General features: G+C 70.3%; 14 protein-coding genes. 3 read left to right on the plus strand and 11 right to left on the minus strand.

Annotated features, from left to right (window positions below):
* Positions 1–63: 63 nt before the first annotated feature.
* From AB0O01_RS16370 to AB0O01_RS16395, 6 genes are all read right to left on the minus strand, one after another.
* Complete coding sequence (locus AB0O01_RS16370; protein ID WP_365313914.1) at positions 64–1,434, minus strand: hypothetical protein; 1,371 nt, start codon at positions 1,432–1,434, stop codon at positions 64–66.
* Between the two features lie 68 nt (positions 1,435–1,502).
* Positions 1,503–5,429, minus strand: coding sequence for a hypothetical protein (locus AB0O01_RS16375; RefSeq protein ID WP_365313916.1), 3,927 nt, complete (start codon positions 5,427–5,429; stop codon positions 1,503–1,505).
* Positions 5,426–7,801: a hypothetical protein gene (locus AB0O01_RS16380; protein WP_365313918.1), complete on the minus strand. Its 2,376-nt coding sequence runs from the start codon at positions 7,799–7,801 to the stop codon at positions 5,426–5,428. Before AB0O01_RS16380 ends, AB0O01_RS16375 begins: the two co-directional genes overlap by 4 nt.
* Positions 7,802–7,838: 37 nt before the next feature.
* Positions 7,839–11,849 carry a DUF6603 domain-containing protein gene (locus tag AB0O01_RS16385; RefSeq protein ID WP_365313920.1) on the minus strand — a complete coding sequence of 1,337 codons (4,011 nt, stop codon included), beginning with the start codon at positions 11,847–11,849 and terminating at the stop codon, positions 7,839–7,841.
* Positions 11,850–11,889: 40 nt separating this feature from the next.
* Complete coding sequence (locus AB0O01_RS16390) at positions 11,890–12,645, minus strand: hypothetical protein (RefSeq protein ID WP_365313922.1); 756 nt, start codon at positions 12,643–12,645, stop codon at positions 11,890–11,892.
* Between the two features lie 241 nt (positions 12,646–12,886).
* Complete coding sequence (locus AB0O01_RS16395; protein WP_365313924.1) at positions 12,887–14,251, minus strand: SLC13 family permease; 1,365 nt, start codon at positions 14,249–14,251, stop codon at positions 12,887–12,889.
* 365 nt (positions 14,252–14,616) lie between these two features.
* Between AB0O01_RS16395 and AB0O01_RS16400 the strand changes: the two genes are divergently transcribed.
* The gene (locus AB0O01_RS16400; RefSeq protein WP_365313926.1) at positions 14,617–15,783 is read left to right on the plus strand and encodes an aminotransferase class V-fold PLP-dependent enzyme; all 1,167 of its coding nucleotides are present in this window, start codon (positions 14,617–14,619) and stop codon (positions 15,781–15,783) included.
* A gap of 375 nt (positions 15,784–16,158) precedes the next feature.
* Positions 16,159–19,080, plus strand: a complete 2,922-nt coding sequence (locus AB0O01_RS16405) for an FAD-linked oxidase C-terminal domain-containing protein (RefSeq protein ID WP_365313928.1) — start codon at positions 16,159–16,161, stop codon at positions 19,078–19,080.
* A gap of 125 nt (positions 19,081–19,205) precedes the next feature.
* On the opposite strand, the gene AB0O01_RS16410 is transcribed toward AB0O01_RS16405, so the two are convergent.
* The gene (locus tag AB0O01_RS16410) at positions 19,206–23,036 is read right to left on the minus strand and encodes a GH92 family glycosyl hydrolase (protein WP_365313930.1); all 3,831 of its coding nucleotides are present in this window, start codon (positions 23,034–23,036) and stop codon (positions 19,206–19,208) included.
* Between the two features lie 132 nt (positions 23,037–23,168).
* Positions 23,169–24,281 (minus strand): hypothetical protein, encoded by a 1,113-nt coding sequence (locus AB0O01_RS16415; protein WP_365313932.1) that lies wholly within the window; start codon positions 24,279–24,281, stop codon positions 23,169–23,171.
* A 189-nt stretch (positions 24,282–24,470) separates the two neighbouring features.
* On the opposite strand from AB0O01_RS16415, the gene AB0O01_RS16420 reads away from it, so the two are divergent.
* A complete protein-coding gene (locus tag AB0O01_RS16420; RefSeq protein ID WP_365313934.1) occupies positions 24,471–25,064 on the plus strand; it encodes a 3'-5' exonuclease in 594 nt (197 codons plus the stop codon).
* Here the strand turns inward: AB0O01_RS16420 and AB0O01_RS16425 are convergent.
* Genes AB0O01_RS16425 through AB0O01_RS16435 form a run of 3 tightly spaced genes read right to left on the minus strand, consistent with a single transcriptional unit; the run spans position 25,052 to position 26,564 of the window.
* Positions 25,052–25,510 carry an NADAR family protein gene (locus tag AB0O01_RS16425; protein WP_365313936.1) on the minus strand — a complete coding sequence of 153 codons (459 nt, stop codon included), beginning with the start codon at positions 25,508–25,510 and terminating at the stop codon, positions 25,052–25,054. The two genes, AB0O01_RS16420 and AB0O01_RS16425, sit on opposite strands and share 13 nt — an antisense overlap.
* On the minus strand, positions 25,507–25,719 hold the full coding sequence (locus tag AB0O01_RS16430; RefSeq protein WP_365313938.1) for a DUF397 domain-containing protein: 213 nt from the start codon (positions 25,717–25,719) through the stop codon (positions 25,507–25,509). The genes AB0O01_RS16425 and AB0O01_RS16430 overlap by 4 nt, the downstream gene beginning before the upstream one ends.
* On the minus strand, positions 25,716–26,564 hold the full coding sequence (locus AB0O01_RS16435; protein WP_365313940.1) for a helix-turn-helix transcriptional regulator: 849 nt from the start codon (positions 26,562–26,564) through the stop codon (positions 25,716–25,718). Before AB0O01_RS16435 ends, AB0O01_RS16430 begins: the two co-directional genes overlap by 4 nt.
* Positions 26,565–26,659: the final 95 nt, after the last annotated feature.

The raw sequence follows: 26,659 nt of genomic DNA on the forward strand, positions 1-26,659 counted from the left end.
GAAGACGCGACAGGGCCGCACCCCGGGTGACCGGGGTGCGGCCCTTCGCGCGCTGCGCGCCCGTCAGTCGAACGAGATCTTCCACTGGGCCGAGTTCACATCGTTGCCCGGGTCCCACACCGCCACCTGGCGCCGGTTGTCGTCCACGAACATCGTCGCGTAGAAGTAGCCGGAGTAGTGGTTGTTCCAGAGCGAGACGGTGTCGTTGTTGGAGAACACCTTGTAGCCCTTGATCCAGATGTCCTCCGCCGTGGTGACACTGCACCCCGACAGCACATCGAGGTTGCTGTTGACGGTGAGCTTCACGCCGTAGGGGCCGCGCAGTTCGCGGATGCGGACGTAGTGGTCGTCGCTGACCGCGTTGACCTGGCCGTAGGCGTTGAGGGTGTTGTTGGCGTTCAGCTCGCCGTCGGCGTCCAGGGTGCCGCTGACCTTCAGGTCGCCGTCGGTGTACAGGGAGCTCTTGGCGTACAGGGAGCCGTGCACCGTGACGTCGTTGCGGGCGTCGGTGCTGCCGCTGATGGAGAGGCTGCCGCCGATGGTGGCGGAGTTGCTCACCGAAAGGGTGTTGCCCACCGTCGCGCTGCCGGTCAGGTCCAGCCCGGACCAGCCCGAGATCTCGCCCTTCACCGTCAGCCGGTCCAGCGTCGGGTCCTTCACGGTGAGGGTGAGGACCGCGTACTGGTAGGCCGTCTCGAAGCCGGTGCCGCTCGCCGGGGCCAGGGACGCCTCCAGGGTGAAGGTGGTGTCCTGGAGGAGCGAGCCGCTGGGGAGGGTGAAGGAGGTGCCGGCGTCGTTGTAGAGGAGGTTCCCGTCGCCGTCGAACAGCCGGTAGTGCGAGCCGTTGCTCTCCCAGGAGAGATACGGGGTGGCGGTGCTGGTGAACTTGGTCTTGGGGGCGTCGGCGCTCTCGTCGTCGCGGGCCAGGAACGCGTTGAGGTAGAAGGCGGGCTCGATGACCGGCAGCGGCACGGACTTGTGGTGCGCGGTGAAGTCCTCGGGGTCCGAGTCGGTGTCGGAGTGCTCGGTGATGCGCAGTTCGAGGGTGCCGGTGCTGTCCACCAGCTCGCCGCTCACCCCGAGGTGGACCGGCCCGGCGAACGGCTCGCCGTCGTCGCCCTGGTAGCGGAAGACCGCCCGGTAGAACCCGCCGTCACCGGACAGGCCCAGATGCTCGGCGGTCACCTGGACCATGGTCCCCGCGATCCAGTTGCCGTCGGAGGAGAAGACCGGGTGCGGGTCCTTGGCGAAGTACCCGCCCCCGGCGCTCGCGTCGATCGGCACGGCTATCTGGATCCAGTCGCAGTAGGCGTCCTGCGCCCCGGCGTCCACGGTGATGGCGATACGGCCCTGGGACGTGGTGCCCTGGGTACCGGCCTGGAGCGGGGCCGGGCTGGTGGCGACCCGGTAGGTGAGCAGCGGCTGATCGGACATGCGGGACCTCCTGATACGGGCGGGCGGGTGTGCGTACCTCAGCGGGTGCGGTGGAATGCGGTGAAGCGTCACTGGTCGGGCTCGGCGGACCGGTCGGGCTCGACGGACCGGTCGGGGTCGGCGGACCGGTCGGGGTCGGGGTCGGCGTCGGGGAGCAGGTGGAGCAGGCCCTCTTCGAGGGTGGGCGGGCGGTCCGGGAAGCGGGCGTCGGCCGGTGCCGCCGCCAGGTCGTACGGGGTCCAGGGGCCGCCCGGGGGCGGGGCCGGGCGCAGCCAGTTCCAGGTGCCGTGCCGGGTGCTGGGCCGGGGGAAGGGGACCGGGCCGTCCTCGGCGCCGCCGACGACCGGGCCGAAGCGGAAGAGGGCCTGGAGCCGCCGCAGCGGGCCGTCGACATGCTGCTGCGCGACGGTCACGGCGGCGGTGGGGGTGATGCCGGTGACGGCGTGGACGCTCGCGCGCGGGTCGACGAGCAGCAGCAGGGCGGTGGGATCGGTGTCCCCGAACGTCAACCGGAGGTAGTTGGTGGGTGAGGACGGTTCGGGCGGGCCGGGCGGGCCGATGCGGGTGATGAGGTCCTGGCCGTCGTCGGGGGCGGTGACGCTGTCGAAGCGCTCGTAGTCGTAGCCGCCGTCGGCGGTGCCCCGGTAGAAGCCGATCAGGCCGTCGTCGCGGGCGGGCTGGTCGCCGAGGCGGACGGCGAACGGGTCGGCGGTGAACGCGGGCGCCGGGGGGTCGAGGCTGGCCCGCCAGCCGGTGTCGCGCAGCGGCGGCCCGTCCAGGGTCAGCCGCAGTCGCGCCCGGACCAGCGCCAGCGGCCGTCCGACGAGCGCGGACATCGTCTGGTCGGTGCGGCGGCCCAGCGGGTCGGTGGTCCACAGCGTGGAGTCGATGACATCGAGGAAGGCACTGAGGTTGGCCTCGTCGCCGAGCCGCCGGGAGCCCAGCAGACCGGCGATCACCGGGGCGAGCGCCGCGACCTCGGCGAGGGTGGTGAGGGTGCCGTCGGGCGGGGGTTCCCACTGGCCGGTGCGGGCGCCGGTGGCGTCGGTGAGGGTGCGGTAGGTGCCCAGGAAGCGGCCCTCGGCGTCGTACAGCAGGAGGCTGCCGTCGAGGTGGCTGGGGAGCAGCCAGCCGGTGACGGGGCTGGGGTCGGCGGCGGTCTCCACCACCCGGGTGCCGGTGGCGGCGTCGAGGAGGTCGAAGTCGAGCCGGGCGGGCTGGAGCGGGCGCGGCGGGAGCTGGGCGACGGCGGCGATGGTCGGGGTGAGGGACGACTCGGTGGCCAGGCCGGAGTCGATGACCAGCGGGAAGTTGCGGTGGTCGTGCAGTCCGCCCTGCTTGGTGTCGGGGCTGACCACATCGAGGACCCGGCCGAACTTGTCGTAGAGGAACAGCTCCGCCAGATGGATCTGGCCCTGCCGGGTGGCGTGGAAGTCGGCGCTCTCCCCGCCGGGGAGGTACGGGACGCTGGTGACCCGGCCCCGGTACCGGGCGGGCAGGGCGTCCTCGGACTCGGCGTCGGGGAACCCGGTGAGGCCCGCGACCTCGGTGAAGTGCCGGTCCTGGGGGGTGGGGCGGCGGAAGGCGCGGGTGTCCCGGGCCGCGATCCGTTCGTTGAAGCCGGTCAGTTCCTGGGCGAGGACACCCCAGTCGCCGATCTCCTCCAGCCAGGCGCCGAGCCGGTCGCGCTGGGTGTCGGAGCCGTGCCGGGTGACGAACTCCTTCAGCCGGGCCGCGAACAGGGTGCGCGGATGCGGGCCGAGCGCCGAGACACCGGCCACGGCGACGGTCTCCGGGGCGGGCGCCGAGCCCGGGACGTACCGGTAGTCGGTGCCGTCGAAGACCCAGCAGTCCTGGCCGCCGACGCGGTGCGGGATATGGCTGTAGGAGGTCCGCCACTCCATGAACAGCGGCTGCCAGGGCTGGTTCCAGGGGTCCAGGCCCCGCGCGGGCAGGGTGCCGGTGTAGTCGGCGGGGCGGTGCGCGGCGAGGGCCTCGCCGACCTGGGCCGTGGACACCCCGGCGGTGCTCCCGGCGAGGGCGGCGGCGTTGCCCGGGTCCAGCAGGAAGTACTCGGCGAGCAGCCCGGCGACCCCGGCCGGGAGCCCGGCGAGGCCGGGCAGTTCCGGCATCGGCCCCTGCCCGGGTGCCGCGGTGAGCGACCGGCCGCCCACGGCGAGGGCGGTGACGGGCGCGCCCGGGGAGCCGTCGGAGGCGTCGGTGAGGACCCGGGTGGGCAGCGGCCGGTCCGGGTCCGGGACGACGGCGTCCCCCGGCGGCATGATCCCCGACACGCTCACCACGGGATTGACGCCCCGCCAGAACGAGGGCCGGGGCACCGCCTTGAGCGCCGCCCCCTCGGGCAGCCCCCTGGCCGCGGCGAAGGCACGGATCCCGGCGGCCAGCGCGTCATGCCCACCCGCGCCCCGGGCCGCCGGGTCGGGCTGCGGCACCCGCGCCGCCAGCTCCCGAGCCCGCCCCGCCCGCTCCCGCACGGTGTGTGCCAGGGAGCCCGCCCGGGTGGGGTCGAGTTCGGCCTGGAGGTCCTCCTGGTCGGGCGCTCCCACGGGGCGCGGGTCCAGGATGCCGAGCAGCCCCTGCTTCAGCCACAGCGAGTTCAGCCGCCACTGGAGGTCGTACACCTCGCCGAGGAGGGCGTCCAGTCGGTCCTGGTCGTCGTTGAGGGTGGTCAGCCAGGCCGGCGGGGCGAAGGGCGCGGGCGGGGGGCCGTCGGGCGACGGATCGGCCGGGGGCGGGGTCACCGTCCAGCGGTAGCCGCCCGACGCGGCGCCGAACGAGGCCGCGTGGACCGCGCGCCGGACGCGTTCGTCGCCGCCCTTCTCGTCGGCGACGGACAGCACATCGTGCAGGAACGCCCGCAGCACCTGCATGTCCTCGGCCGCCGGGTGGGCGCCGGTCGCCTTCAGGGCGTGCCCGGCGAGCGCGGTGAACGCGTCCTCGGTCGTGCTGCCCAGGGACACGTTCAGCGCCCCGCTGTCCTTGACGGAGTGCAGCGGGTCGGGGGAGGGCGGGGCGGACGCGGCCGGGTCCCAGCGCACGGTCAGCGCCAGCCCCTGGTAGAGGCTGCGCACCGCCGGGGCGAGGTCGCCGTCCAGCACCGGGTTGCCGGTGACCCGGGGGTCCCGCCAGCCGAGCCGGGCCAGCAGTTCGGCGTAGGTGGTGTCCGGGGGGAGCGCGGCGAGGACATCGGCGCCGGGATCCGAGTACCAGCCGACGACCTGGTAGCCGAGGGTGTCCGCGCCCAGCACGTCGGAGAGATCGTCCAGGAAGGACAGCACATTGGTGTTGTGCGGGGTGTACGTGGTGAAGTGCGGGTCGCCCGCGCTCATCGCGGTGAGGAACAGCGGGTCCCGCCCGGCCCGTTCCGTCCAGGGCGTGGCGTCGGTGAGCGGGAAGGCCAGCCCGATCGACACCTGCACCGACTTGGAGGTGCGGGCGGCGCGGTAGGGGTCGGCGCTGGCCCGCCAGGCGTCCAGGGTGCCGGTGCCGACCAGGGAGGTGCTGGACCGTTCCAGGGCGTGGCCGCGCTGGGCCGCGTACGAGGTGTGGGGGCAGTCGCTCTCGATCACCCAGGCCCGGAGCTGCCGCCGGGCGCCGCCGCTGAACCGGGTGACCAGCCACCGGTTGGGCAGCAGCGGGTAGGCGACCTCGCCGGTGGCCGGGTCCTCCACCCCGTGGCGCAGTCCGCGCGGCAGCGTCCAGTGCAGATGGACCCCGGTGTGCCGGAACAGGGGGTCGTCGCTCTGGCGGTCCCCCTCGTCGGGCTCGGGGCTGATGTAGTCGCGCAGGGCGAGGTGGTTCTGCCGCCAGGTCCGGAAGCCGTCCCGGCCCAGCACGGCCGGGGTCACCGCGAGCGCGTCGAGGCCGACCGGCACGACGAGAGAGAGGGGGGCGGCGGGGGAGCCGGAGGAAGCGGAGGGGTCGGGGGAGCCGGGGGAGCCGGAGGTGCCGGGGGAGCTGGGGGAGTTGCTCATGCGGGGGTTCCTCCAGTCGCCGGGAAGCGGTCCCCGTCCGGGCCGTCGAACCGGATCGCCTCGGGCACCTTGACCAGTTGCAGGGCGAGATCGGCCGGGCCGACCGGGCCCACGGACGTGCCGTGCGCGCGGTCCAGGGCGTCCTTCAGGGCCGGGACCAGCGAGCCGAGGTCCAGGACCCGGACGCCGGGGTCGGTGGACGGCCGCAGATGGGCCAGGACGTCGAAGGTGACCTCGGTGCCGAGCTGCTCGCCCAGCGGCAGCCGGGGCCCGGCGTCCGGCAGCAGACTGCGCAGCGGGATCAGCCCGTCGTCCTCCACCCCGAACCGGAACCCCTCCTGCGGTTCGGCCAGTTCGACCGTCGCGGGCACCCCGTTGAACAGGCACAGCAGCACCGCCGGGGACAGATGGTCCATCCGCAGCACCGGCAGCGCCGTCCCCGCCGCGTCCACCGCCCGCACCGCGAGATTCGGCCAGCCGGAGACCAGCCCGGAGCGCAGCAGCAGCCCGCACACCGTGCCGAGCGGCCCCCCGGGGGCGTCCCCGGCGACCTCGCGCCGCTCGTCCCGGTGCCGGGAGGCCGCGTCCGCCACCGCCGCCCGCACCACCGAGGCCACGATCTCGTCCTGGAGGGTGTCCCGGCTCGACTGGGCGCCGATCCCCAGCGCCCCGCCGATCAGCGCGTCCCGCCAGTTCGGGTCGGTGTGGAAGAACCGCAGCGACTCCGGCGGCAGCATCCGCGCGTCGGGCACCACCTGCGCGAACGGCACGCCGTACAGCAGCAGCAGCCGGGCCAGCCAGTCCACCACCGGGGCCAGGCGCTCCGTCAGTCCGGCGTCCTCGGCCAGGGCCCGGGTGACCGCCGACCGGGCCGCGTCGGAGCGCAGATAGGCGTCCAGGTCGGCGCTCGGATCGCTCGGCGGGGGCTCGGGCGCGGGCGGCGACCAGGGGTCCTCGGGCCGTACCGGCCCCGCCTTCAGCGTGGCGAGCAGCGGCCCGTCCAGGAGCGCCGCGAACGCGGCCCGCGCGCCGCCGTCCCCCGCCCCGCCGCCCGGCAGATGACTGCTGGTGTCCCGGTGGTAGAGGGTGTCGACCAGATCGTGGGTGGCCCGCTTGAAGGCGATGAGCTGCTGCACGAACGCCGCGTCGGCCAGCGCCAGCGCGCGGCCGGTCTCGAACGCGGCGGCCAGCGACACGTCGAAGCTGCCCCACCCCGGGTCGTAGCCGAGCAGGGCGTCCGCGCCGGCGGCCGTCGCCACCCGGTCCACGGGCGCGGGCAGGACGGGCGTGAGCGGCCCCCGGTACCAGCCGAAGGTCCGCTCGCCCGACCGGGTCCGGTACGGCAGCGGCACATACCCGTCCCCCATCCGCCGGGCCACCTGCCGCCGGGCGGCCGGGACACCGTCGTCGTCCCGGTACGGGGACGGCAGCCGTAGCCACATCTCCTCCCGGGTCGCGGCCCGCGTACCGTCCGGCGTGCGGGCGAGCCCCTCGGCCAGCGCCCGGAAGTGCGCCCGGCCGTCCGGGTCCGCCCAGAACGACCACCCGCACAGCGACAGCAGCGCCACCGACGTACGCCCCCGGAAGTCCGGCGCACCGGATCCGAGGAGGTGCTCATGGCCCTCCAGGGACACCAGATGGACGATGTTCTTGGTGCGGGCGTCGGCGGGTGAGCCGGGTGGGGCGGCGGCCGGGAACCGGTTCGCGACCAGCACCGAGAACAGCCCGTCCTCCTGGAGCCCCAGGATCGGCCGGTCCCCGGTGTTGGCGCCCCGGCAGTGCGCGAGCTGCGGCAGCTCGGCCAGCTTGGGCACCACCTGCGCGAACACCGCGGCCGGAACCCGGATCACCTCGCAGGGGTCGTCGTCCCCGATGTCGGACTCGCGCCGCAGCTCGGGCCCCAGCACCTCGGGGTCGTCGGCGACGAAGGCGCCCACCGTGCTCGACTCGCTGCGGTTCGGGGACCCCGTCCCGCCGAGGAGCTGGTCGTCGGTGAGGACCAGCAGCGCCAGCCACGGAGCCGACCGGTCCGCCCCGCGCAGCGGACGCTCCCACGGCAGCATCGGATCGCCCAGCACCACATGCGGCAGCACCTCCGCGAACCGCCCCTCGGAGGCGTCCGGCGGCTGCCGGGCGACCACGGCCGTGGCGTCGAGGGCCACCTGCGGCGCCCGTACGGTGAACCGCTGCACGGCCCGGAACGTCCCCCCGACCGTCCCCGCGCCCGCCCCGGTGCCGGTGCGCAGGGCGTGCGTGGCCTCGATCCGGTAGTCACCGGCCGAGAGGGCGGGCAGATAGTGGTCGTGCAGTTCGATGTCCCCGATGGGGATGGTGTCGCGGGCGGGGTGCTGCGGGCTCTGGCTCGCGCTCACGTCCGGCTCTCCCTGGGGTCTGGGTGCGGGGGCGGGTCTACGGGTTCTGCACCAGCGGTGCCCGGTGGTAGAGGTGGGTCGCTCCCGCCGCCAGCGCGGTCAGCGCGTCCCCCGGGTCCTTGAGCAGCCCGGCGTCGGCCAGCGCCGCGCCCACCTGGTCGCGGCCGGTCCGGGCGGTACCGCCGTCGGTCCGCCCGATCCGCGCCACGCACGCGTCGTCGGGGACCGACACGTAGTCCCGGTCGGCGACGGGTGCGGTGGGCAGGGGGGCCAGGCCGGGCGGGATCTCGTCGGCGCTGTACTCGCTGAGCGGGAACACCCCGCGCGAGGCGGCCAGTTCCGGGCGGGGCGCCTGGAGGTCGTAGCCGACCGGGCGGCCCGGCAGCACCTCGGCGTCGGGCGCGCCCGGGGTGTGGGTGAACGGGGCGGGCGGGGCGCCCCACAGGGAGGCGGCGAGATTGTGGGTGCGGGCGGTGACGGTCCAGCCGTCCAGCGGGGCCGCCGCGTCCTCGTAGAACAGCCGCAGACGGTGTTCGCCGACGAGGCCGGTGCGGTTCATGGGGCGGATGTCGACGCCGGGGGTGTCGTCGGCGGCGGGGGCGGACAACGGGTCGTCGCCGAGCCGCAGATGACTGGCGGGCAGCGCCGACTGGGTGAAGAACCGCAGGTCGCGGGCGCGGGCGTACCACACCTTGCCGCTGTTCGCGGGGTCGGGGCCGCTGTCCTCGGCGGTCTTGTCGATGCCGTTGACGGGTCCGATGGTGATGACGTCCGCCGGTTTCGGCAGCATGCTCGCGAAGTCGTCCCAGCCGAGGGCCGTCACCTCCCCGCCGTCGCGCGGCGGCCCGAAACTGATGGTCTTGGACAGCCCCACGAAGTGCGCGGTCACCGTGCCCCCGGTCGGCGGCCCCCACACCTCCAGATCGGCGCCCACGGACGCACTGATCGTCTTGTGGACGGGCCCGACGTTGACGGTGTACGAGGCGCCGATGCTCACCGAGATCCGGGCGTCGAAGAAGAACGGCCGCCAGGACACCAGCAGATCGGCCTGGGCCGTGAACCAGGCCCGGAAGTCCCCCGCGTGGAAGGTGACGCTCAGCCGCCCCCCGGCCATCGCGCACGAGGGCGTCACCGCGAGATACGCCTCCGCGGTGATCGACACCTTGTCGCTCACCGCCCACTTGATCCCCAGCCGGGGCACGTCCGGATAGGACGCGGGCCGCCGGAACGACGGGTGATAGCCGCCCAGGGTGACCACGAACTGCCCCGCGTTCGGATGCGACCCGAACCACACCGACGCCGCGAACCCCCCGGTGAGATGACAGTCCGGAGTCAGCACGTACGACACCGGCGCCAGCTCCGCCGCCAGCTCGAAACTCCCCGCCAGCGGCCGGATCACCGCCTCAAGACCCAGCTCCGCGTACACATAGGTACGGGTCGCCGACTCGGCCGGCATCGGCAACTGGACCGTGGCGATCCCCAGCACGGCCAGCGCCAGCTCCGCCCCGAACTCGGCGGCCAGCAGCACCTTGGAGTTGACCACCTCGGCGACACTGAACTCGATCCCGAGGGCCAGCCAGTACGACCCCTGGCGCGGGGCGATCCACTTCCGCGCCGGACTGCCCTGCACGGCGGACGCCCGCCCCTCCAGCACCTCCAGCATCCCGGAGGGCTTCAGATTGGCGTCCGGCCCCTGCTTGTTCAGGGCGAGCAGCGGAAACCCCGACACCTCACGGGGCGTCGGCAGCGTCAGCTCCCGATTGAACCCGAACCCCGCCATCAGCCCGGTGATCAGAATCGGCGGCGCCGCCACGATCGGCGCCTCGACCTGCGCGAACACGAACAACGACGGTTCCCCGCTCTTGAGCTGAGCGTACGAGCCGACCGCCGCGAGCGAGAAGTCCGGCACGGCGACCGTCGCCGTCCCGTCGTACTGGAACGCCACATCCGCGTCGAGCTGGTCGTCGGGCAGATGCAGCAGCGCGCCCTCGATCTCGATCGGCGGCGCCACATACCCGATCCCGACCCCGTCGAGCCGGAACGCGGGCGCGAACCGCTCCAGCGACGACCCGACCGCCAGCCCGTCCAGCGACATCCCGAGCGGCCCGAGCTGAATCCCGGCGTCGAGCCCGAAGAGCAGCGTGTTGTGCTGGTAGATGACCCCGACGCGGTTGATCTGGACGACGCCGATCGTCTTCTGGACGGTGATCCAGACGCCGGAGGTGGAGGGGGTGCCGGCGGTCTTCGCGGGGGCGTTGGCTGTCTGGTTCGCTCCCTGGTTGCCGTTCTGGGCCGGGGCGCTGCCGTTCCCTGCGGATGACGTACCGCTCGTGGCGGGCAGGCCGAGGGCGACCGGGGTGCGCTCCTCGCCGATCCGCAGCTCCGCGAGCGCGGCGGGCCCGCCCTTCAGCCCGCCCTCGGGTAACGCCACCACCTGGGCCTGCGCGAGCAGCGCGTTGGCGGCGCCGGTCGCGGCGGCGTCGATCACCCCGGACGCGTACAGGACCTGGAGGTTGTCGACGGCGAGGGTGCCGCCGAGCTGGGCGAGGAACCCGCCGACCAGCGGAAGCCGCGCGAGATCGATCCCGGCGGACAGATCGACGCCGACGGCGAACTGCGCGGGCCCGCCCTGCGGTTCGACCCGCACGAACTTCGCGTCCTTCAGCTCGATGTGCAGACCGTCGGGGATGTCGGCGGCCAGCTCGGCGGAGAAGTGCGCGACCCAGTCCTTGAGACTGACCTTGGCACCCGCGTCGGCGTCCTCGGGGGAGTGGTAGGTGGCGACGAGGAGATCGGTCCCGGTCTTCTCCTCATCGAGCGTGACCCCGAAGGTGAACCCGTCGACATCGAGGGTGCCGCCGTAGCGGGTGGCGGCGCCGTCGCGGGTGATGGTGAGGGAGAGGATGGCGGTGATGCCGTCGGCGATGGTGATGCGGCCCTGGCAGGTGAACTCGACGGCCTTCGAGCCGGTGTCGAAGGAGAGCCAGAGGCTGGTGAGTTCCAGGGACTTGAACGGCTCGGGGACATCGGGAAGGCGCAGGGCGCTGAGGACATCGCCGATGCCGATCTCCTCGCCGGTCGCCAGCCCGCCGTTGAAGGCCCAGCCGCCACCGCTCTGGGCGGCGCTGACCTCTATGTCGATGGAGTGACCGAGGGAAATGGTGCCGGACACCATGGCCACGAACTGCGCGGCCGGTTCGTAGTACAGGGACATGGACATGGATGTCAGGGAAAGGGGTCCGATGTCCCAGCCGCCCGTGACCGTCATGGTGATGAAGTACGCCTCACCGAGAAGCGCGTCGACACGTAAGTCACTGATGGTCAGTTCGGCGGGTATCTCGTCCCCGGGTATACCGAACGAGTTCAGCAGGGAGCGGACGTTGACCGGCTTTCTGTCGTGCGGTGTGCCCTCGATGGTCAGGTCGGGCAGCCATAGCGCGATGTCCAGGCCCAGTCCCTTGATGTCGAGCGCGGCGACGACGGCCATGGACGTCACGTCGTAGGCGGCCGGTACGGCTCCATCCCTGGGGGTCAGCCGGTAGTCGAACCCGGCGACGTCGCGGGCCGCGAAGTCGAGAGTGTGCAGCCCTTCTCGCGCGCTCTGCCAGACGGACGCATCGCTGAGGAGTCCACCCAGCTTGTCCAGTTCATCAGTGAATGCCCCCGGCTTCCGTGGACGTACCTCGGCGGTGAGACGCCCGTCCGTGTCCTCGGTCACGGTGGCCACCACTTCGACGGCATCGAGGGCGCCGCTGAGAACCAGGCTGACGATGCCGTCCGCTGCGACGGTCAGGGTCACGCCGGTCACCGCGAGCGTGACGTGTCCGCCGACCGGCCAGGTGGTGGACGCGCAGGTGAGGGTGAGCGTCAGTCGGGTGCGCCCGCCGTCGATCTCCGCCGGGCCCGAGTCGGCCGTTCCCTGGCAGGTGCCGTCGGGGAACGTGGCCAGCATGTCCGTCAGCGGGGTGGGGAGTGCGGTGTCGGTGGAACGTAGGGCGGGTGGCCGGCCCAGGCCGGTGAGATGCGTGCGCAGAGCGTCGAGATCCATCGAACCCCCTCTGTCGGATCGCGGTACGGGTGATGTCCGGTCAGCGGGGATGGGTTGGGGCGCCGTCCTTCAGTATCTGTTCAGCCTCATCCCGGGTTACAGGCCGCGCTTTGAACACCGGGTTCGCGGTCTCGTCCAGACGGAGTTTCCGGGACAGGGCGTCCCAGTTGTTTACCGCCCAGTGGAAGGGTGGCCTTTTGAAGCCGTTCTCGGGTTCGTTTTCCGTTTCCTTCTCGGACTCTGTCTTCTTGCGCTTGTCAGCGCCGATCTCCGTGCCCTGATGCCATGAGACGGGCCAGACCGTCGTAAAGCTCTTGCAGAACCCTCCGAATCGGGCCATCTCCGCAGTCACCCGAATGATTCTGTGGAATGAGGCTTGAGCTTTTTCTTGATTCGTATTCCGGTTTTTGGGCCTCGGAGTCAGTTCTTCGGACAGGAAGGCGTGGAGGTATCGTAAGTCTTTGACAAATCTATCCGCGCCGAGATGGTCTTTCGAAGTGTTCCCGGCATAGGCGAGTGGGATCGCTGTGCGCGGGGCAGCGTCGTTGAGGCCCAGAGGGGTCATCCCCTGCCTCTTGTCCACCGCCAAGTATCGTTCGGTACCGTTGTGCAGGATCGACCAGCCCTCCAGGTACAGATTCTCCTTGAGGAAGTAGAGACGTACCTGCCGATCGACAGCCGGTGTCTCTTTAAGGCTCTCATCGATACCCAGCATCACATTTACCCGGAAGAAGCGCGCATCACCCCGACCGTTCGGGTCATACGTCGCAAACCGCTCGCGGAGAAACTCAATCATCTTGAGGTAGTGAATTTTGTACGGGGCCCGCCGCAAGTCGTAGGCATGTATGTCCGCAGGCGCAACCATTCCCGCAATCCCCCCACCGGATTGAACACCGCCGTGGCCCGCCACAGGCTCTCCGCCGGACGGCGGAACGCGCAAGCCTGTGACGGGCCGGAGGAGGAGTTTTCGGACATGGGAGGGAAGGTGCGGGTTGTACCGAACGACACCCCCTGAGGCAGGACGGGCGAAGATCCGCTCAGAGCCAGCCGGGCACCACGAAGATCGTCCAGGTCACCAGCGGTGCGATCACCGCCATGCTCATCCCCCAGGTCATCAGCCGCCGGAACACCACATCCCGCTGCTCCTCGGGCGCGTTCGCGGTCACCAGCGCCCCGCTGGTGGAGATCGGCGAGGAGTCGACCACCGACGACGAGATCGCGAGCGCCGTCACCATCCCCACCGCCCCCACCTCCCCGGCGAGCAGAAACGGCACGGCGAGCGGAATCAGCGCGCCGAGAATGCCCGTGGTGGACGCGAACGCGGACACCACCGCCCCGATCCCGCAGATCAGCAGCGCGCCCAGCAGCGGCGCCCCGATGTCGGCGACACTCGTGCCGAGCCAGTCGATGGTGCCGATGCGCTCCATCATGCTGACGAAGGTGACGATCCCGCAGACCAGCAGCACGGTCGACCAGGCGCACCGGTCGACGGCCCCCTTGGCCGACTCGGGGGACAGCAGCGACAGCACCACGGTCACGGTCAGCGCGAGCATCCCCACGTTCAGATCGAAGAAGAGCGCGCCGACGACGAGGCCGAGCAGCCCGGTCAGGGTGAGGGCGCGCACCCGGTTGAGGCGCAGGCCGGCGGGGTCGTCGAGGGCGACCGTACCGGTGGGGGCCGGGGCCGGGGCCGTGCGCAGCGCGGTGCCGCCGCCCCCCGACGGCGTACCCACCCCGGCCCGGGGCGCCGTCCCCGTGCCACCGCCCAGGGCGTCCGTCAGATCGTCGGCCCGCCGCCCGAGTAGTTTTCGCCCCCCGAACATGAAGAAGACAACCACACACAACACCACATTGAACACAAACGAACTAACGAACAGCAGCGTCGGATTCCCCGGCAGATCGTTCCGCTCCACCACCCCATTGGTGATGGACCCGAAGATACTGATCGGGGAAAATCCCCCGGCGCTGGCCCCGTTGATGATGAACAGCCCGAGCAGCACCGGATTGATGCGATAGCGGACCGCGAATCCCATGCCGATCGGGGCGATGATCGCGACCGCCGCCGGCACGACCGCGCCGACCGCCGTCAGTACGGCCGTGACCAGGAACATCACCCAGGGAATCAGGGCGATACGACCGCGCACGGCCCGGGTGGAGGCATGCACGAGCCAATCCACCGTGCCGTTGTTCTTGGCGATGGCGAAGAGAAAGGTGACGCCGACCAGGACGACGAACAGATCGCCGGGAAAGCCGCCGAAAATCTCGTCCGTGGTCTCGTGGACGAAGAAGGTGCCGACGAGGAAGGCGGCGACGATCGCCAGCGCTCCCATATGTACGGAGGTGAAGGTGGCGATGGTGAATACCAACGCCAGCGCGATGATGGAAATGACGTGATCTGACACGAGGCTTCCTCGCCTTCGGTCGACGGTCATGGTGCGGGCGCACCGGCGAGACCCTGTGGGGGAGGGCGGGGGAAAAAGGGGTGGGTGTGCCGTGGCCCGGCATGGTGCCGGCGGATCAGCTCTGTCTCCGTGTCCCGTTCCGGCGGCAACCCGACGCAGTGAATTCCGATATGCGGAAGGGCAGTTCCGCGATGGGGAGTATGGAAGCCCCGTAAATCGGCATGCGTCAAGAGGGTGCGACGGAACTTTCTGGAGGTTATCCCGTCCATTGACTCCCTCGCACAGCGGTACCTATGCTCCGCCATGCCACAAGACGGTATAGCGTGCCGCCTCACGGCACAAGCCCTAGCGAGGAGCTTTCCCGGATGACTCTCCACACCGGCCGCCACTTCCTCCAGATCCCCGGCCCCACCAACGTCCCCGACCAGGTGCTGCGCGCCATGTCGGCCCCGACCATCGACCACCGGGGTCCCGAGTTCGCGGAGCTGACCCTCGGGCTGCTCCAGCGCCTCAAGCCGGTGTTCGGCACCGAGGGACCGGTCGTGATCTACCCCGCCTCCGGCACCGGAGCCTGGGAAGCGGCCCTGGTCAACACGCTCAGCCCCGGGGACCGGGTGCTGTGCTTCGAGACCGGGCACTTCGCCACCCTCTGGCAGGACATGGCCCGCTCGCTCGGCCTGGAGGTGGAGTTCGTCCCCGGCGACTGGCGCCACGGCGCCGACCCCGCCGAGCTGACCCGCCGCCTGGAAGCGGACCTCAGCCAGTCCATCAAGGCGGTCTGCGTCGTCCACAACGAGACCTCGACCGGCGTCACCAGCCGCATCCCCGAACTCCGCGAGGCCCTGGACGCCACCGGCCACCCCGCGCTCCTCCTGGTCGACACCATCTCCTCCCTCGGCTCCATCGACTACCGGCACGACGAGTGGGGCGTCGATGTCACCGTCGCCGGTTCACAGAAGGGGCTGATGCTGCCGCCGGGCCTCAGCTTCAACGCGATCAGCGTGAAGGCCCTCGCCGCCACCCGCACCGCCCGCCTCCCCAAGTCCTTCTGGGACTGGACGCCGATCATCGAGGCCAACCGCCGCGGCTACTTCCCCTACACCCCCGCCACCAACCTCCTCTACGCCCTCTCCGAGGCCCTCGACCTGCTCGCCGCCGAGGGACTCCCCGAGGTCTTCGCCCGCCACGCCCGCCACGCCGCCGCGACCCGGGCGGCCGTCCGCGGCTGGGGCCTGGAAGTCCTCTGCGCCGACGAACGCGAACACTCCGGCTCTCTCACCGCGGTCCTGCTCCCCGACGGCCACGACGCGGACAAGGTCCGCAAGATCATCCTGGAGCGCTTCGACATGTCCCTCGGCGCGGGCCTGGGCAAACTCGCGGGCCGCATCTTCCGCATAGGCCACCTGGGCCACTTCAACGACCTCACCCTGGCCGGCACCCTCGCAGGCGTCCAAATGGGCCTGACCCTCTCCGGCTACCCCACCACCCCCCAGGGCCTCCCCGCAGCCCTGGAAATCCTCCAAACCCCATAACACCCACCCAGCCCCTCCCCCAGGGGCGCGGGGAACTGCGCGAAAATCCCCCATGCACCCGCACCCGACAACGCACCCGTTCCAGGGGCGCGGGGAACTGCGCGAAAACCCCCCACGCACCCGCACCTGCCAGGGCACCTGCCTCCCCTCCCAGGGGCGCGGGGAACTGCGCGAACACCCCCCACTCACCCGCACCCAACAACGCACCCGTTTCAGGGGCGCGGGGAACTGCGCGAAAACCCCCCACCCACCCGCACCCAACAACGCACCCCTCTCAGGGGCGCGGGGAACTGCGCAAACCCCGCCCACACCCCCGCACCCGACAACGCACCGCACCCGCCCCGCCCCCTCCCCTCCCCTCCCCGGAGCCGCCCCATGCCCACCCCCACCCCAAAAACCAAAGACCACGCCCTCCACCAACGCCTCCTCAAAGACCTGGAAGGCCCCGTCGCCTTCGACGACTACACCCGCCACCTCTTCTCCCGCGACGCCAGCATGTACTCCATCACCCCCCGCGGAGTTGTCTTCCCCCGCCACACCGCAGACGTCCAAGCCACCCTCACCGCCGCCGCCGATTTCAACATCCCCGTCCTCGCCAGAGGCGCAGGCACCAGCCTCGCCGGCCAGACCGTCGGCCCCGGCCTGGTCCTCGACTTCTCCCGCCACATGAACCGCATCATCGACCTCGACCCCGAAGCCGGCACCGCCCTCGTCGAACCCGGCGTCGTCCAGGACCAGCTCAACCGCGCCGCCGCCGAACACGGCCTGATGTTCGGCCCCGACACCTCCACCAGCAACCGCGCCACCATCGGCGGCATGATCGGCAACAACAGCGCGGGCAGCGGCTCCCTGCGCTACGGCATGACCATCGACCACGTCCGCGCCCTGGACGTCGTCCTCTCCGACGGCAGCACCGCCCGCCTGGAACCCGTGGACGAAGCGGAGCGCAAGCGTCGCGCCGACCTCCCCACCCTGGAGGGCCGTCTCTACCGCGACCTCCCGCCCCTCGTCCACGCCAACGCCGCCGCCATCGCCGAGGGCTTCCCCGACTTCTGGCGCCGCGCCTGCGGCTACCGCCTCGACCGCCTCGCCCGCACCGACACCCCCTTCGACCTGGCGAAGTTCGTCGTCGGCTCGGAAGGCACCCTCGCCATCGCGACCCGGGCCCTGGTCGACCTGGTTCCCAAGCCCCGCCGCACCGTGATCGCCGTGGGCCACTTCACCTCGGTCGTCGCGGCCATCGAGGCCACCGAATCAGCCCTCGCCTGCCACCCCGCCGCCGTAGAACTCATGGACCGCACGATCCTCGACCTCTCCCGCCAGAAGATCGAGTACGCCTCGCTCGGAGAGATCCTCCAGGGCGACCCGGAAGCCCTCCTCTTCGTCAGCTTCACCGGCGACGACGAGACCGAACTGATCGACCAGCTCCGCCAGCTCACCACCTCCTGGAAGCGCCACGGCCACGGCTACCACACCCTCCAGGCCATCACCCCCCAGCAGCAATCAGCCCTCCTCAAGGTCCGCAAGTCCAGCCTCGGCCTCCTCATGGCGGCGGGCGAGGGCACCCGGCGCCCCCTCGCCTTCGTCGAGGACACCGCCGTCGACCCCCTGCACCTCGCCGAGTACACCCGCCGCTTCAAGGGCATCCTGGACGAGCACGGCCTCGACGCCGGTTTCTACGGCCACTGCTCCGTCGGCTGCCTCCACATCCGCCCCTTCGTGGACCTCGCCGACCCGCACCAGGTCACCGTCATGCGCACGGTCGCCGAACGCATCAAGGACCTGGTCACCGAGTACGGCGGAGTCAACTCCAGCGAGCACGGCGACGGCCTGGCCCGCAGCGAGTTCAACCGCGAGATCTTCGGCGACGACCTCTACGAGGCCATGCGCGCCGTGAAGGGCCTCTTCGACCCCCACGACCGCCTCAACCCCGGCAAGATCGTGGACGCCCCGGCCATGACGGAGAACCTCCGCGACCCGGCGCTCCCGCCCGCCGCCGAACTCCGCACCCGCCTCACCTTCGACGTCGTCGGCGGAATGCGCGGCGCCGCCGACCGGTGCATGAACATCGGCCTGTGCCGCAAGAGCGACACCGGCGCCATGTGCCCCTCCTACATGGCCACCCGCAACGAACAGGACTCGACCCGGGGCCGAGCGAACGCCCTCGTCAAGGCGCTCTCCGAACCCGACCCCCGCAAGGCCCTCGGCGACGAACGCCTCCACGAGGTCCTGGACCTCTGCCTGATGTGCAAGGCGTGCAAGAGCGAGTGCCCGCTCGGCGTCGACATGGCCACCCTCAAGGCGGAGGCCCTCTCCCACCACCACGACGAGCACGGCATCCCGCTCCGCTCCCGCGTCTTCGGCTCGATCCGCTTCCTCAACCGCCTCGGCTCCGCGACAGCCCCCCTCTCCAACCTCCCCGGCCGCATCCCCCTCCTCCGCCGCCTGATGGACCGCCTGCTGGGCATCACCCCCGCCCGCCCCCTGCCCCGCTTCGAACACCGCAACCTGGTCCGCTGGTTCAACCGGAGCAAGCGCAAGCACACCCACACCCCCGCCCCCCAGGGCACCGTCACCTACCTCGCCGACTCCTTCACCACCTACACCGAGCCCAGCATCGGCCGCGCCGCGATCGAACTACTCGAAACCTCGGGCTGGAACGTCCGTCTGGAGAGCCGCGGCTGCTGCGGACGCTCCAGCCTCTCCAAGGGCCTGGTGGACGACGCCAACGAGAAGGCGTTCAAGCTCGCCCACCTCCTCGCCGAGACGACCCCCGCGGGCTCCCCGATCGTCGGCTGCGAACCGTCCTGTCTGATGACCCTGCGCGACGAGCATCTCGCCATGCTCCCCGGCGACAAGGCGGTCAAGGACATCTCGGGCCGGGTCCGCCAGGTCGAGGAACTCCTGGTCGAGGCCATCGACGCGGGCCGTCTCCGCCTCAGCGACACAGCCTGGCCCGCCGGCCGCCGTCTCCTCTACCACGGCCACTGCCACCAGAAGGCCGAGGTCGGCACGGCCGCCACCGTCGAACTCCTCAAGCGCATCCCCGGCGCCGAGGTGGTCGAACTGGACGCGGGCTGCTGCGGGATGGCGGGTTCGTTCGGCTTCGAGTCCGAGCACTACGACGTCTCGATGACGGTCGGCGACGACCGCCTCTTCCCCGCCGTCCGGGCGGAACCGGAGGAGACGGTGATCGTCGCCACCGGAGTCTCCTGCCGCCAGCAGATCTTCCACGGCACCCAGCGCGACGCCTGGCACCCGGTCCAATTGATCCGAGAGTCCCTGCTCACGGACTAGCCCCCGGCTACCCCTCCCCGGAGGCGCCACCGCCCCCAACGGCAAACCCCGGCCCGCCCACCAAGGGACGAGCCGGGGCCGCCTGCCGCCTCACCGGCACCGCGAACTCAGGGAACTCAGGGAACTCAGGACAGCAACTCCACCTCCGAGAGCGTCACCGCTCCCGCCGCCCCGGCGTCGAACACCAGCCGGTACTGGCTGTACGACCCGGCCCGGTCGATGGAGAACGCCCTCACCTGCCGGTCCCATGCGAACGACTCCCCGGACCGCTCATCCAGCGTGCGCCACCGCTCCCCATCGCTGGACCCCTGGAGCGTCCACCCGGTCGGCGCGGTCGTCCGGTCCTTGCCGGAGGTGAGCGTGTACTGCACGGCCTTGGTCCGCTGCCCGACCGGCAGTTCCACCGTCGTCACCGCACCCTCCGTGGCGGACGTGTTGTCGAACAGGGCGCCTTCCCCGACCGACACATCCCCCCGGGGCTCCGGCACGTCTCCCCCCTTGGTGAGGGACACCGGCGCCGCGTTCTTACCGGTACCCCACCGGGACGGCTTGGAGCCCATGTCGAACTCCAGGACACCTCCCTTGGCGATCATCGAATGCGGAATCGCGGTCGAGTTCCACGCCTTCCCGTTCACCTTCAACCCCTGCACATACACATTCTTCGTACTGTTCTTGGGCGCCTTCACCACCAGCTCACGCCCATTCTCCAGATGCACGGTGGCCTTGGTGAACAGCGGCGACCCGATCGCGTACTCCCCGCTCCCCATCACCAGCGGATAGAACCCGAGGGCCGAGAACAGGAACCAGGCCGACTGCTCCCCGTTGTCCTCGTCCCCGTGATACCCCTGCCCGATGTCACTGCCGGTGTAGAGCCGGGACAGCACCTCGCGCACATTCTTCTGCGTCTTCCAGGGCTCCCCGGCAGCGTCGTACATGTACAGCGCGTGATGGGCGACCTGGTTGGAATGACCGTACATACCCATCCGGACATCCCGGGCCTCGGTCATCTCATGGATGACACCGCCGTACGATCCGACGAATTCGGGTGACGCGGTCTCCGGAGTGGCCAGATACTCATCGAGCTTGTCGGCGAGCCCGTCCCGCCCCCCGTACAGATTGGCCAGCCCCAGACTGTCCTGCGGGGCGGTGAAGGCATACCCCCACCCATTCGTCTCGGTGTAGTCGTACCCCCACACCCGGGGGTCGTACTTCTGCGACTCCACCCGCCAGTCACCGGAAAGACTCTTCCCCTGGAAGAACCCGGCCTCGGAGTCGAAGAGACTCACGTACTCCTGAGCCCGATTGAGGAAGTAGGCGGCCTCCTCCTTGTACCGCTCCTCACCCGTCTCCCGGTACAGCTTCTCTCCCATCTTCCCGATCCCGAAGTCATTCAGATACCCCTCCAGCGCCCACGAAAGACCCTCGTGCGTAGCGGTGCTGGTGTAACCGAGGAAGGGCGAGGTATCCATCCCCTTCCGCCCCACACCGGACATCGGCGGCACGACGGTCGCGTTCTTCACCGCCGCGTCATAGGCCGCCTCCGCATCGAAGTCGACCCCCTTCACATACGCGTCGGCGAACGCCACATCCGACGATGTACCGGTCATCAGATCCGCATACCCCGGCGACGACCACCGAGAGGTCCACCCCCCGTCCTTGTACTGCTGCACAAACCCATCCACCATCTCCCCGGCCTGCGAGGGCGAGAGCAGCGAATAGGCGGGCCAGGTCGTCCGATAGGTATCCCAGAACCCGTTGTTGACATACACCTTGCCCTCGACGATCTTCGCCCCGGTATGGGTCGGAGTGTCGGGCCCCGGCATGGGCGAGAACGGCGAGGCGTACTTGTACGTCCCGTCGACCTTCTCGAACCCGGAGTTCGGGTACAGATACAGCCGGTAGAGGCTGGAATACAGGGTGGTGAGCTGATCCGCCGTGGCCCCCTCGACCTCCACCTTCCCGAGAATGTCGTCCCACAGCTTCTGCGCCTTCCGCTTCACACTCTCGAACGAGGTCCCCTCCGGGGCCTCCTGGCGCAGATTGTCCTTGGCCTGGTCGATGCTGATGAGCGAGGTGGCGAGCCGCAGCGTCACCTGCCGCTCTTCCCCGGCATCGAACCGCAGATACCCCTTCACCCCACTAGCCGACCCCTCCGTCACCGGCTTGTCGAAGACCCCGTAGACGAACAACCGCGTCGCACCCGCCGACAGCCCGGACCTGACATCCGAGTACCCGGTCACGACCCCGTTCTCCTTGTCGAGCGTGAGCCCGGCCTGATCGGTGACGTTGTCGAACAGAACACTGGTGTCGTCGCCGGGGTAGGTGAAGCGCATGACGGCGGCGTGGTCGGTGGGCGCGATCTCGGTCTTGAGCCCGTTCTCGAAGGTGACCCCGTAGTAGTAGGGCCGGGCCGTCTCGTTCTCGTGCTTGAACGGCAGCGCACGGGCACTCCGCCCCAGATCCGGCGTGCCACTCGCCACCGACGGCATCAACTGGAACGTCTGCCGGTCGCCCATCCAGGGACTCGGCTCATGACTGGCGCTGAATGCCTGGATCGTCGGCAGATTGTCGGCGTTGTTGGCGCGAGCGTAGTCGTACAGCCAGCTCAGCGACCCGGCATTGGTGACGGGCGTCCAGAAGTTGAACCCATGGGGGACGGCGGTGGCCGGGAAATTGTTCCCCCGGGAGAACCCCCCGGAAGAATTCGTCCCCCGCGTAGTCACCGCATAATCCGACAGATGAGCCTTCGGCTTCTCAGGCTTCACCCGCTCGATCACCACATCATCCAACCACCCCCGGAACTTCGCGGGCCCCTTGGGCGAGTCGTACCCGACGAGCACCCGGTCAATGGTCTTCCCCGCCGCGACCGACCCGATCCCCGACACCACACTGTTCCACTGATTCACATACAGCACCTTGGAGTCACCCTGACCCCGGGGCGTGAGCGGGAACCCGTGCTGATCGGTCGCCCGCAGATCGCTCAGATAACTCCCGTCCGTGAAGACGAGATCCACCGCGACATTCGTGGCGTCATAATCCAGATCCCCATCCGCCATGGACGGAAAGACCTTGTACGACAACTGGGTGTCCCGCTCGACACCCACCTGCACATCGAAGACCTTGTTGTACGAGTACGCCCGCCCGTCCGCGAGATGACGCCCCGCGTACCGCAGCGCCCGCAACCCCGTGAACCCGGCCCGCGCCTTCGCGGTCGCAGACCCGACGGGCCCGGTGTCCACCAGCGACAGCATGTCCTGCGGCACGGGATTGTCGGTCCCGCCGGTGGAGAACTGCACATCGGCGAGTTGGGTGATCGGCCCCCCGTTGTTCCGGGTGATCTCCAGCCGGAAGTGCCGGTACTCGGCGGCCTCGGCGAGATCGTACGACTTCGTCTGGAACCGCTCCCCGAAGGACTGCCCCTCACGACTGTCGACAGTCGTCCAGTCCTTCCCGTCGGCGGACCCCTTGAGCGTCCAGTTCTCCGGATCGCGCTCGTCGTAGTCGTTTGCGGACGTCAGCGCGTACGTCACGACCTTCGCGGGCTTGTCGAGGTCGAACTCCAGCCACGCGGTGGGCGCGAACGCCAGCCACTTGGTGACCGGCTCACCGTCGATCAGATTCTCCTTGACCTCCCCGCCACCGGTGTTCTCCGCACTGGCCCGGACATCGGTCACATGGTCGGTGATGTTGCCCGGGATACCGGTCGTGTAGCCCCCGTCGACCCCGCCCGACCGCTTGACCCCACCCGGGCCGGTGTCGACGGTGTTGAGCCAGTCGGGCGCCGGCTCACCGGACTCGAACGAGGACGAGAACTCCCGCTCGGCGGCGACCGCGTCGGCGGCGCCGGGCAGCGCGACGGCAGCGCCCTGCCCACCCGCCACCAGCGCGAAGGCGGCCGAGACAACGACCGCCGGACTCCATCTGTACCGGACCAAGAGCCGCGTTCTGTGCTCCATGCGCGAGCACCACCCTCCCATGCTGGACAACGTTGTCAGCTTCTGCTCGTAAGGATTAGTAGGGGTGCAAGGGGTGAGGGATGTCAAGGGTGTTGGCTGGGGCGACCGGGTGTCGCCGCCTTGGACCGGTGGTCAGAAGAGCCCGGCACGCTTGTACGGGACGAGGTCCTCGGAGATCGCGCGCAACCACGGACTGCGGACGGCGGGCAACCGGACCAGGGCGTGGTGGAAGGCGCCCGCGTCGGCCCGGAACAAGTAACGGGGCCGCGGCGCGGACGGGTCGTCGCGGAGGACGCCGTCGGGCAGGCCGCCCGAGGCGGGAGGCGGCAGGTGCGGCTTGGGAAAGGCCAGCCACAGCCACACCCCGAACGGCAGAGGCACCGGGCGGGCCGGACTGCCCGGACTACCCGGCGTCCACATCTGTCCCGTCTCTGGATGCGTCGGTACGAGGACGATGTCCGCGTCGGTGGCGGGCCGTCCCGGCCCGGCGAGAACGGCGCGCCGGGCCGGCGGACCCGGGGGCAGCAGGGCGTCGAGGGCGCGTTGGAAGACTTCCTTGGCCAGACCGTCGGGAACAGTCACCGGCTGACCGTGCGAGGCGGCCAGCAGATGGGCGAGGGCCTGGCCGACCGCGGCCTCCCACTGGGGGCTCCACGACCAGAAGTGGTCCGGCCCGAGCCGGTTCCCCCATCTGGCGATCGGCTCGAACGGAGGCGTGGACTTCCCGCCCTCCAACAGCTCGGCCCAGGTCAGCGGTTCGGAGTCGGAGTCGGAGTCGGAGCCGTCGACGGTCAGGCGGCGCACGGCGTCGGGCGCGAGCCGTACCGCCTGCCAGAGCGAGCAGTCGTCGATCCGGCTCGCCACGTGCAGGCCGCACACCGCGCAGGCCATGTTGGGGCCGTCCGCGCCGTCGAGGCCGCAGCAGTAGCCGCCGGCCCGCTCCGGGATCAGTACGGTGCCGCGGGCGTCACCGGGTGCGATGACGATCGAGCCGGGGGCACCGTCCGAGAGCACCTGGACCGGCGCGTGGATGCCGCGGGCCAGCGCCTCGCCCGGCTGGATCTCGTCCCCTCTGCGCCACGGCGGCCCCCAGGGCTCGGGGTCCTCGGCGAACGTGCCCGACTCCATGAGCACCGGGAGCTGATGCCCGTTCCCGTACTTCTGTCGAGTGTGTGCGGGCAGGGCGACTCGGGACAGCGGGGCGGTCAGCTCCGCGCCGCATCCCCGACAAACGAAAACGAACAAGGGCCCTCCGTCGGCGAGTCAGGGGCCATCGTCACAGCCTCTCGCCCCCTCACTTCGTGAGCATCCCGCATGAAACTGGATGGCTACCACCGGGTTTCCCGTTCGCTGCACGGCTTGGCCGACCGCCCTGGCGCACGGCCCGTCAAAATTGAGATGCCTGGATCCGCCGGGCGTCCCTACCCTCGCCCCATGCACCCCGAGCCCACCCTCCTGAACGTCATCGATGTGGAAGCCACCTGCTGGGACGGGCAGCCGCCGCCGGGTGCGGTGAGCGAGATCATCGAGATCGGGCTCACGGTGGTGGACGTCACGGCGGCGCGGCGGGTGTCACGGCACCGGATCCTGGTCCGCCCCGTCCGGTCGAGGGTGAGTGACTTCTGCACCGAACTGACCGGACTGACCCAGGCCGAGGTGGACCGGGGTGTCTCCTTCGCCGAGGCGTGCGGGGCCCTGGTCCGGGAGTACGGGGGCGGGGAGCGGCCGTGGGCGAGCTGGGGTGAGTACGACCGTCGGCAGTTCGCCCGGCAGAGCCAGGCGGACGGGGTGGCCTACCCGTTCGGCTACCCGACGGAACGCACCCACACCAACGCGAAGGCGGTGTTCGCGCAGGCGTATGGGCTCCGCAAGAAGCCCGGGATGGACGAGGCACTCCGGATCGCCGGGTTGCCCCTGGAGGGACGCCACCACCGGGGCGAGGACGACGCGTGGAACATCGCTGCGCTGGTGCTGGATCTGGTGGGGCGGGGGGCGTGGCCGGTCATGACCACGCGCTATCGCGAGTGACCCCGGCCTTCGGCGCGAAGCTGGCTGCGGGTGCGCATCAGGATCCGGCCCAGCATGTTCTTGCCGGTCCCGGTCCGGCCGCGGCCCCAGTAGTGGTCGGTGCCGGTGTCCTCGACGATCTCCTCGTCGGCGGTGGCCAGCAGGACGTCCCGGATGTCCGCGTGCGCGCGGAACTTGGCCCCCACGGCACGGCGCATCACGTCGTCCTTGACCCGCTCCCAGTCCCGCCGCAGGGGCCGGGACGGATCACGGCCCAACTCGGCGGCGCGCAGCGGCGTGCGGGCACGGCGGATGAGATCGGCGTGGCGGGTGCCGAGGAACTTCTGGGCCTGGAAGTAGTGCTCCGAGGTGGGCCACATGTGCCCGTCGAGTTCCATGCCGTGCGCGGAGAAGTTGGAGAAGCAGCCGTAGGGGACTTCGTCGGCGCCGTAGAAGTAGATCGTCATGCGCTGCGTTCTATGTGGTCTATGAAGGTTGACCAGGCGGGCGCAGTCACCATGACCACGGGGCCGCCGGGCACCTTGGAGTCACGGACGGGGACGACTCCGAGGGTGGCGGCGGTGTGAGGGGCCGCCACCAGGCAGTTCCCGCCCTCCGGGCTGCTGTAGCTCGACTTGACCCATCTGACTGGGGCCAAGTGGTCGTTAGGGTTCACAGCTTCTCCAAGTGCTCGGCGATGAGGCTTGCGCTCTGCTGTGCTGACAGTGCCTCGCTGAGTAGGTCAGTGTAGGCACGTACGGCCACCCTGACGTCTTCGGGTTCCTCAATGATCCCTGCCGTGCGGAACGCCTCAACACACACCTTGGTGACGTGATTTGGCAAGGTGAGCACCGAGATGGCGTTGTCAATGAGAAGGTGCGCCTCTGCGGAGAGCGGCAGGATGTTCACCTGTGTCGTCGGATGCGTGCCGTGATCGAGGAGTGCCGTCAACTGCTCCCGCATCACTTCCGCACCAGCGATCCGACGCATGAGGACCGATTCGCAGAGCACCACACGTACGTCTGGTGGCGCGGTCGACCTGAGAACGACTTGCCTGGCCAAACGCTTGGCGACGTCTGCCTCGATCTGGGCGGCGGTCGCTCGTGGCGCGCCCTTCGACAGAAGAGCGTGCGCGTAGGCCGCTGTCTGGAAGAGGCCAGGGACAATGGTTGGTGACCAATCCCAGATCGCTTCCGCTTGGCGCTCCCACCTCATTCGACGTCGATACATCGCGGGGAAGGTGGCGGCAACGCAGTCCTCGTAGAGCGACTTGAACAGTCCCTTTGTGGCGAAGAGTTGATCAAACAGCTCGGGCAGCCCAGGGGGAATGGGTGAGTCCGTTGATTCCAACCGGCTGATGGTCGACTTCGATGTGCGCACCAGCCGACCCAGTTCTGTCTGCGTCAGAGGGCCCGGCCCGTACAGCTCTCTGTGGCTTCGCAACTCCTCGCCGAACCGGCGGCGGGAGTCCCCTGCGCTCAACTCGCCGGTCTCACCTCCTTTGCCCGTACCGATGGTCACCGACTTGCACCCCTCTCTTTTCCTTGGTCAGAAGCTCAGACATATGCCAACGCGCCCAGAATCTAGGTCGGGTCGCTGAACCCTTCTCAGGCTAC

Origin of the sequence: Streptomyces sp. NPDC093252 (assembly GCF_040683675.1) — a bacterium.
Lineage (GTDB): Bacteria > Actinomycetota > Actinomycetes > Streptomycetales > Streptomycetaceae > Streptomyces.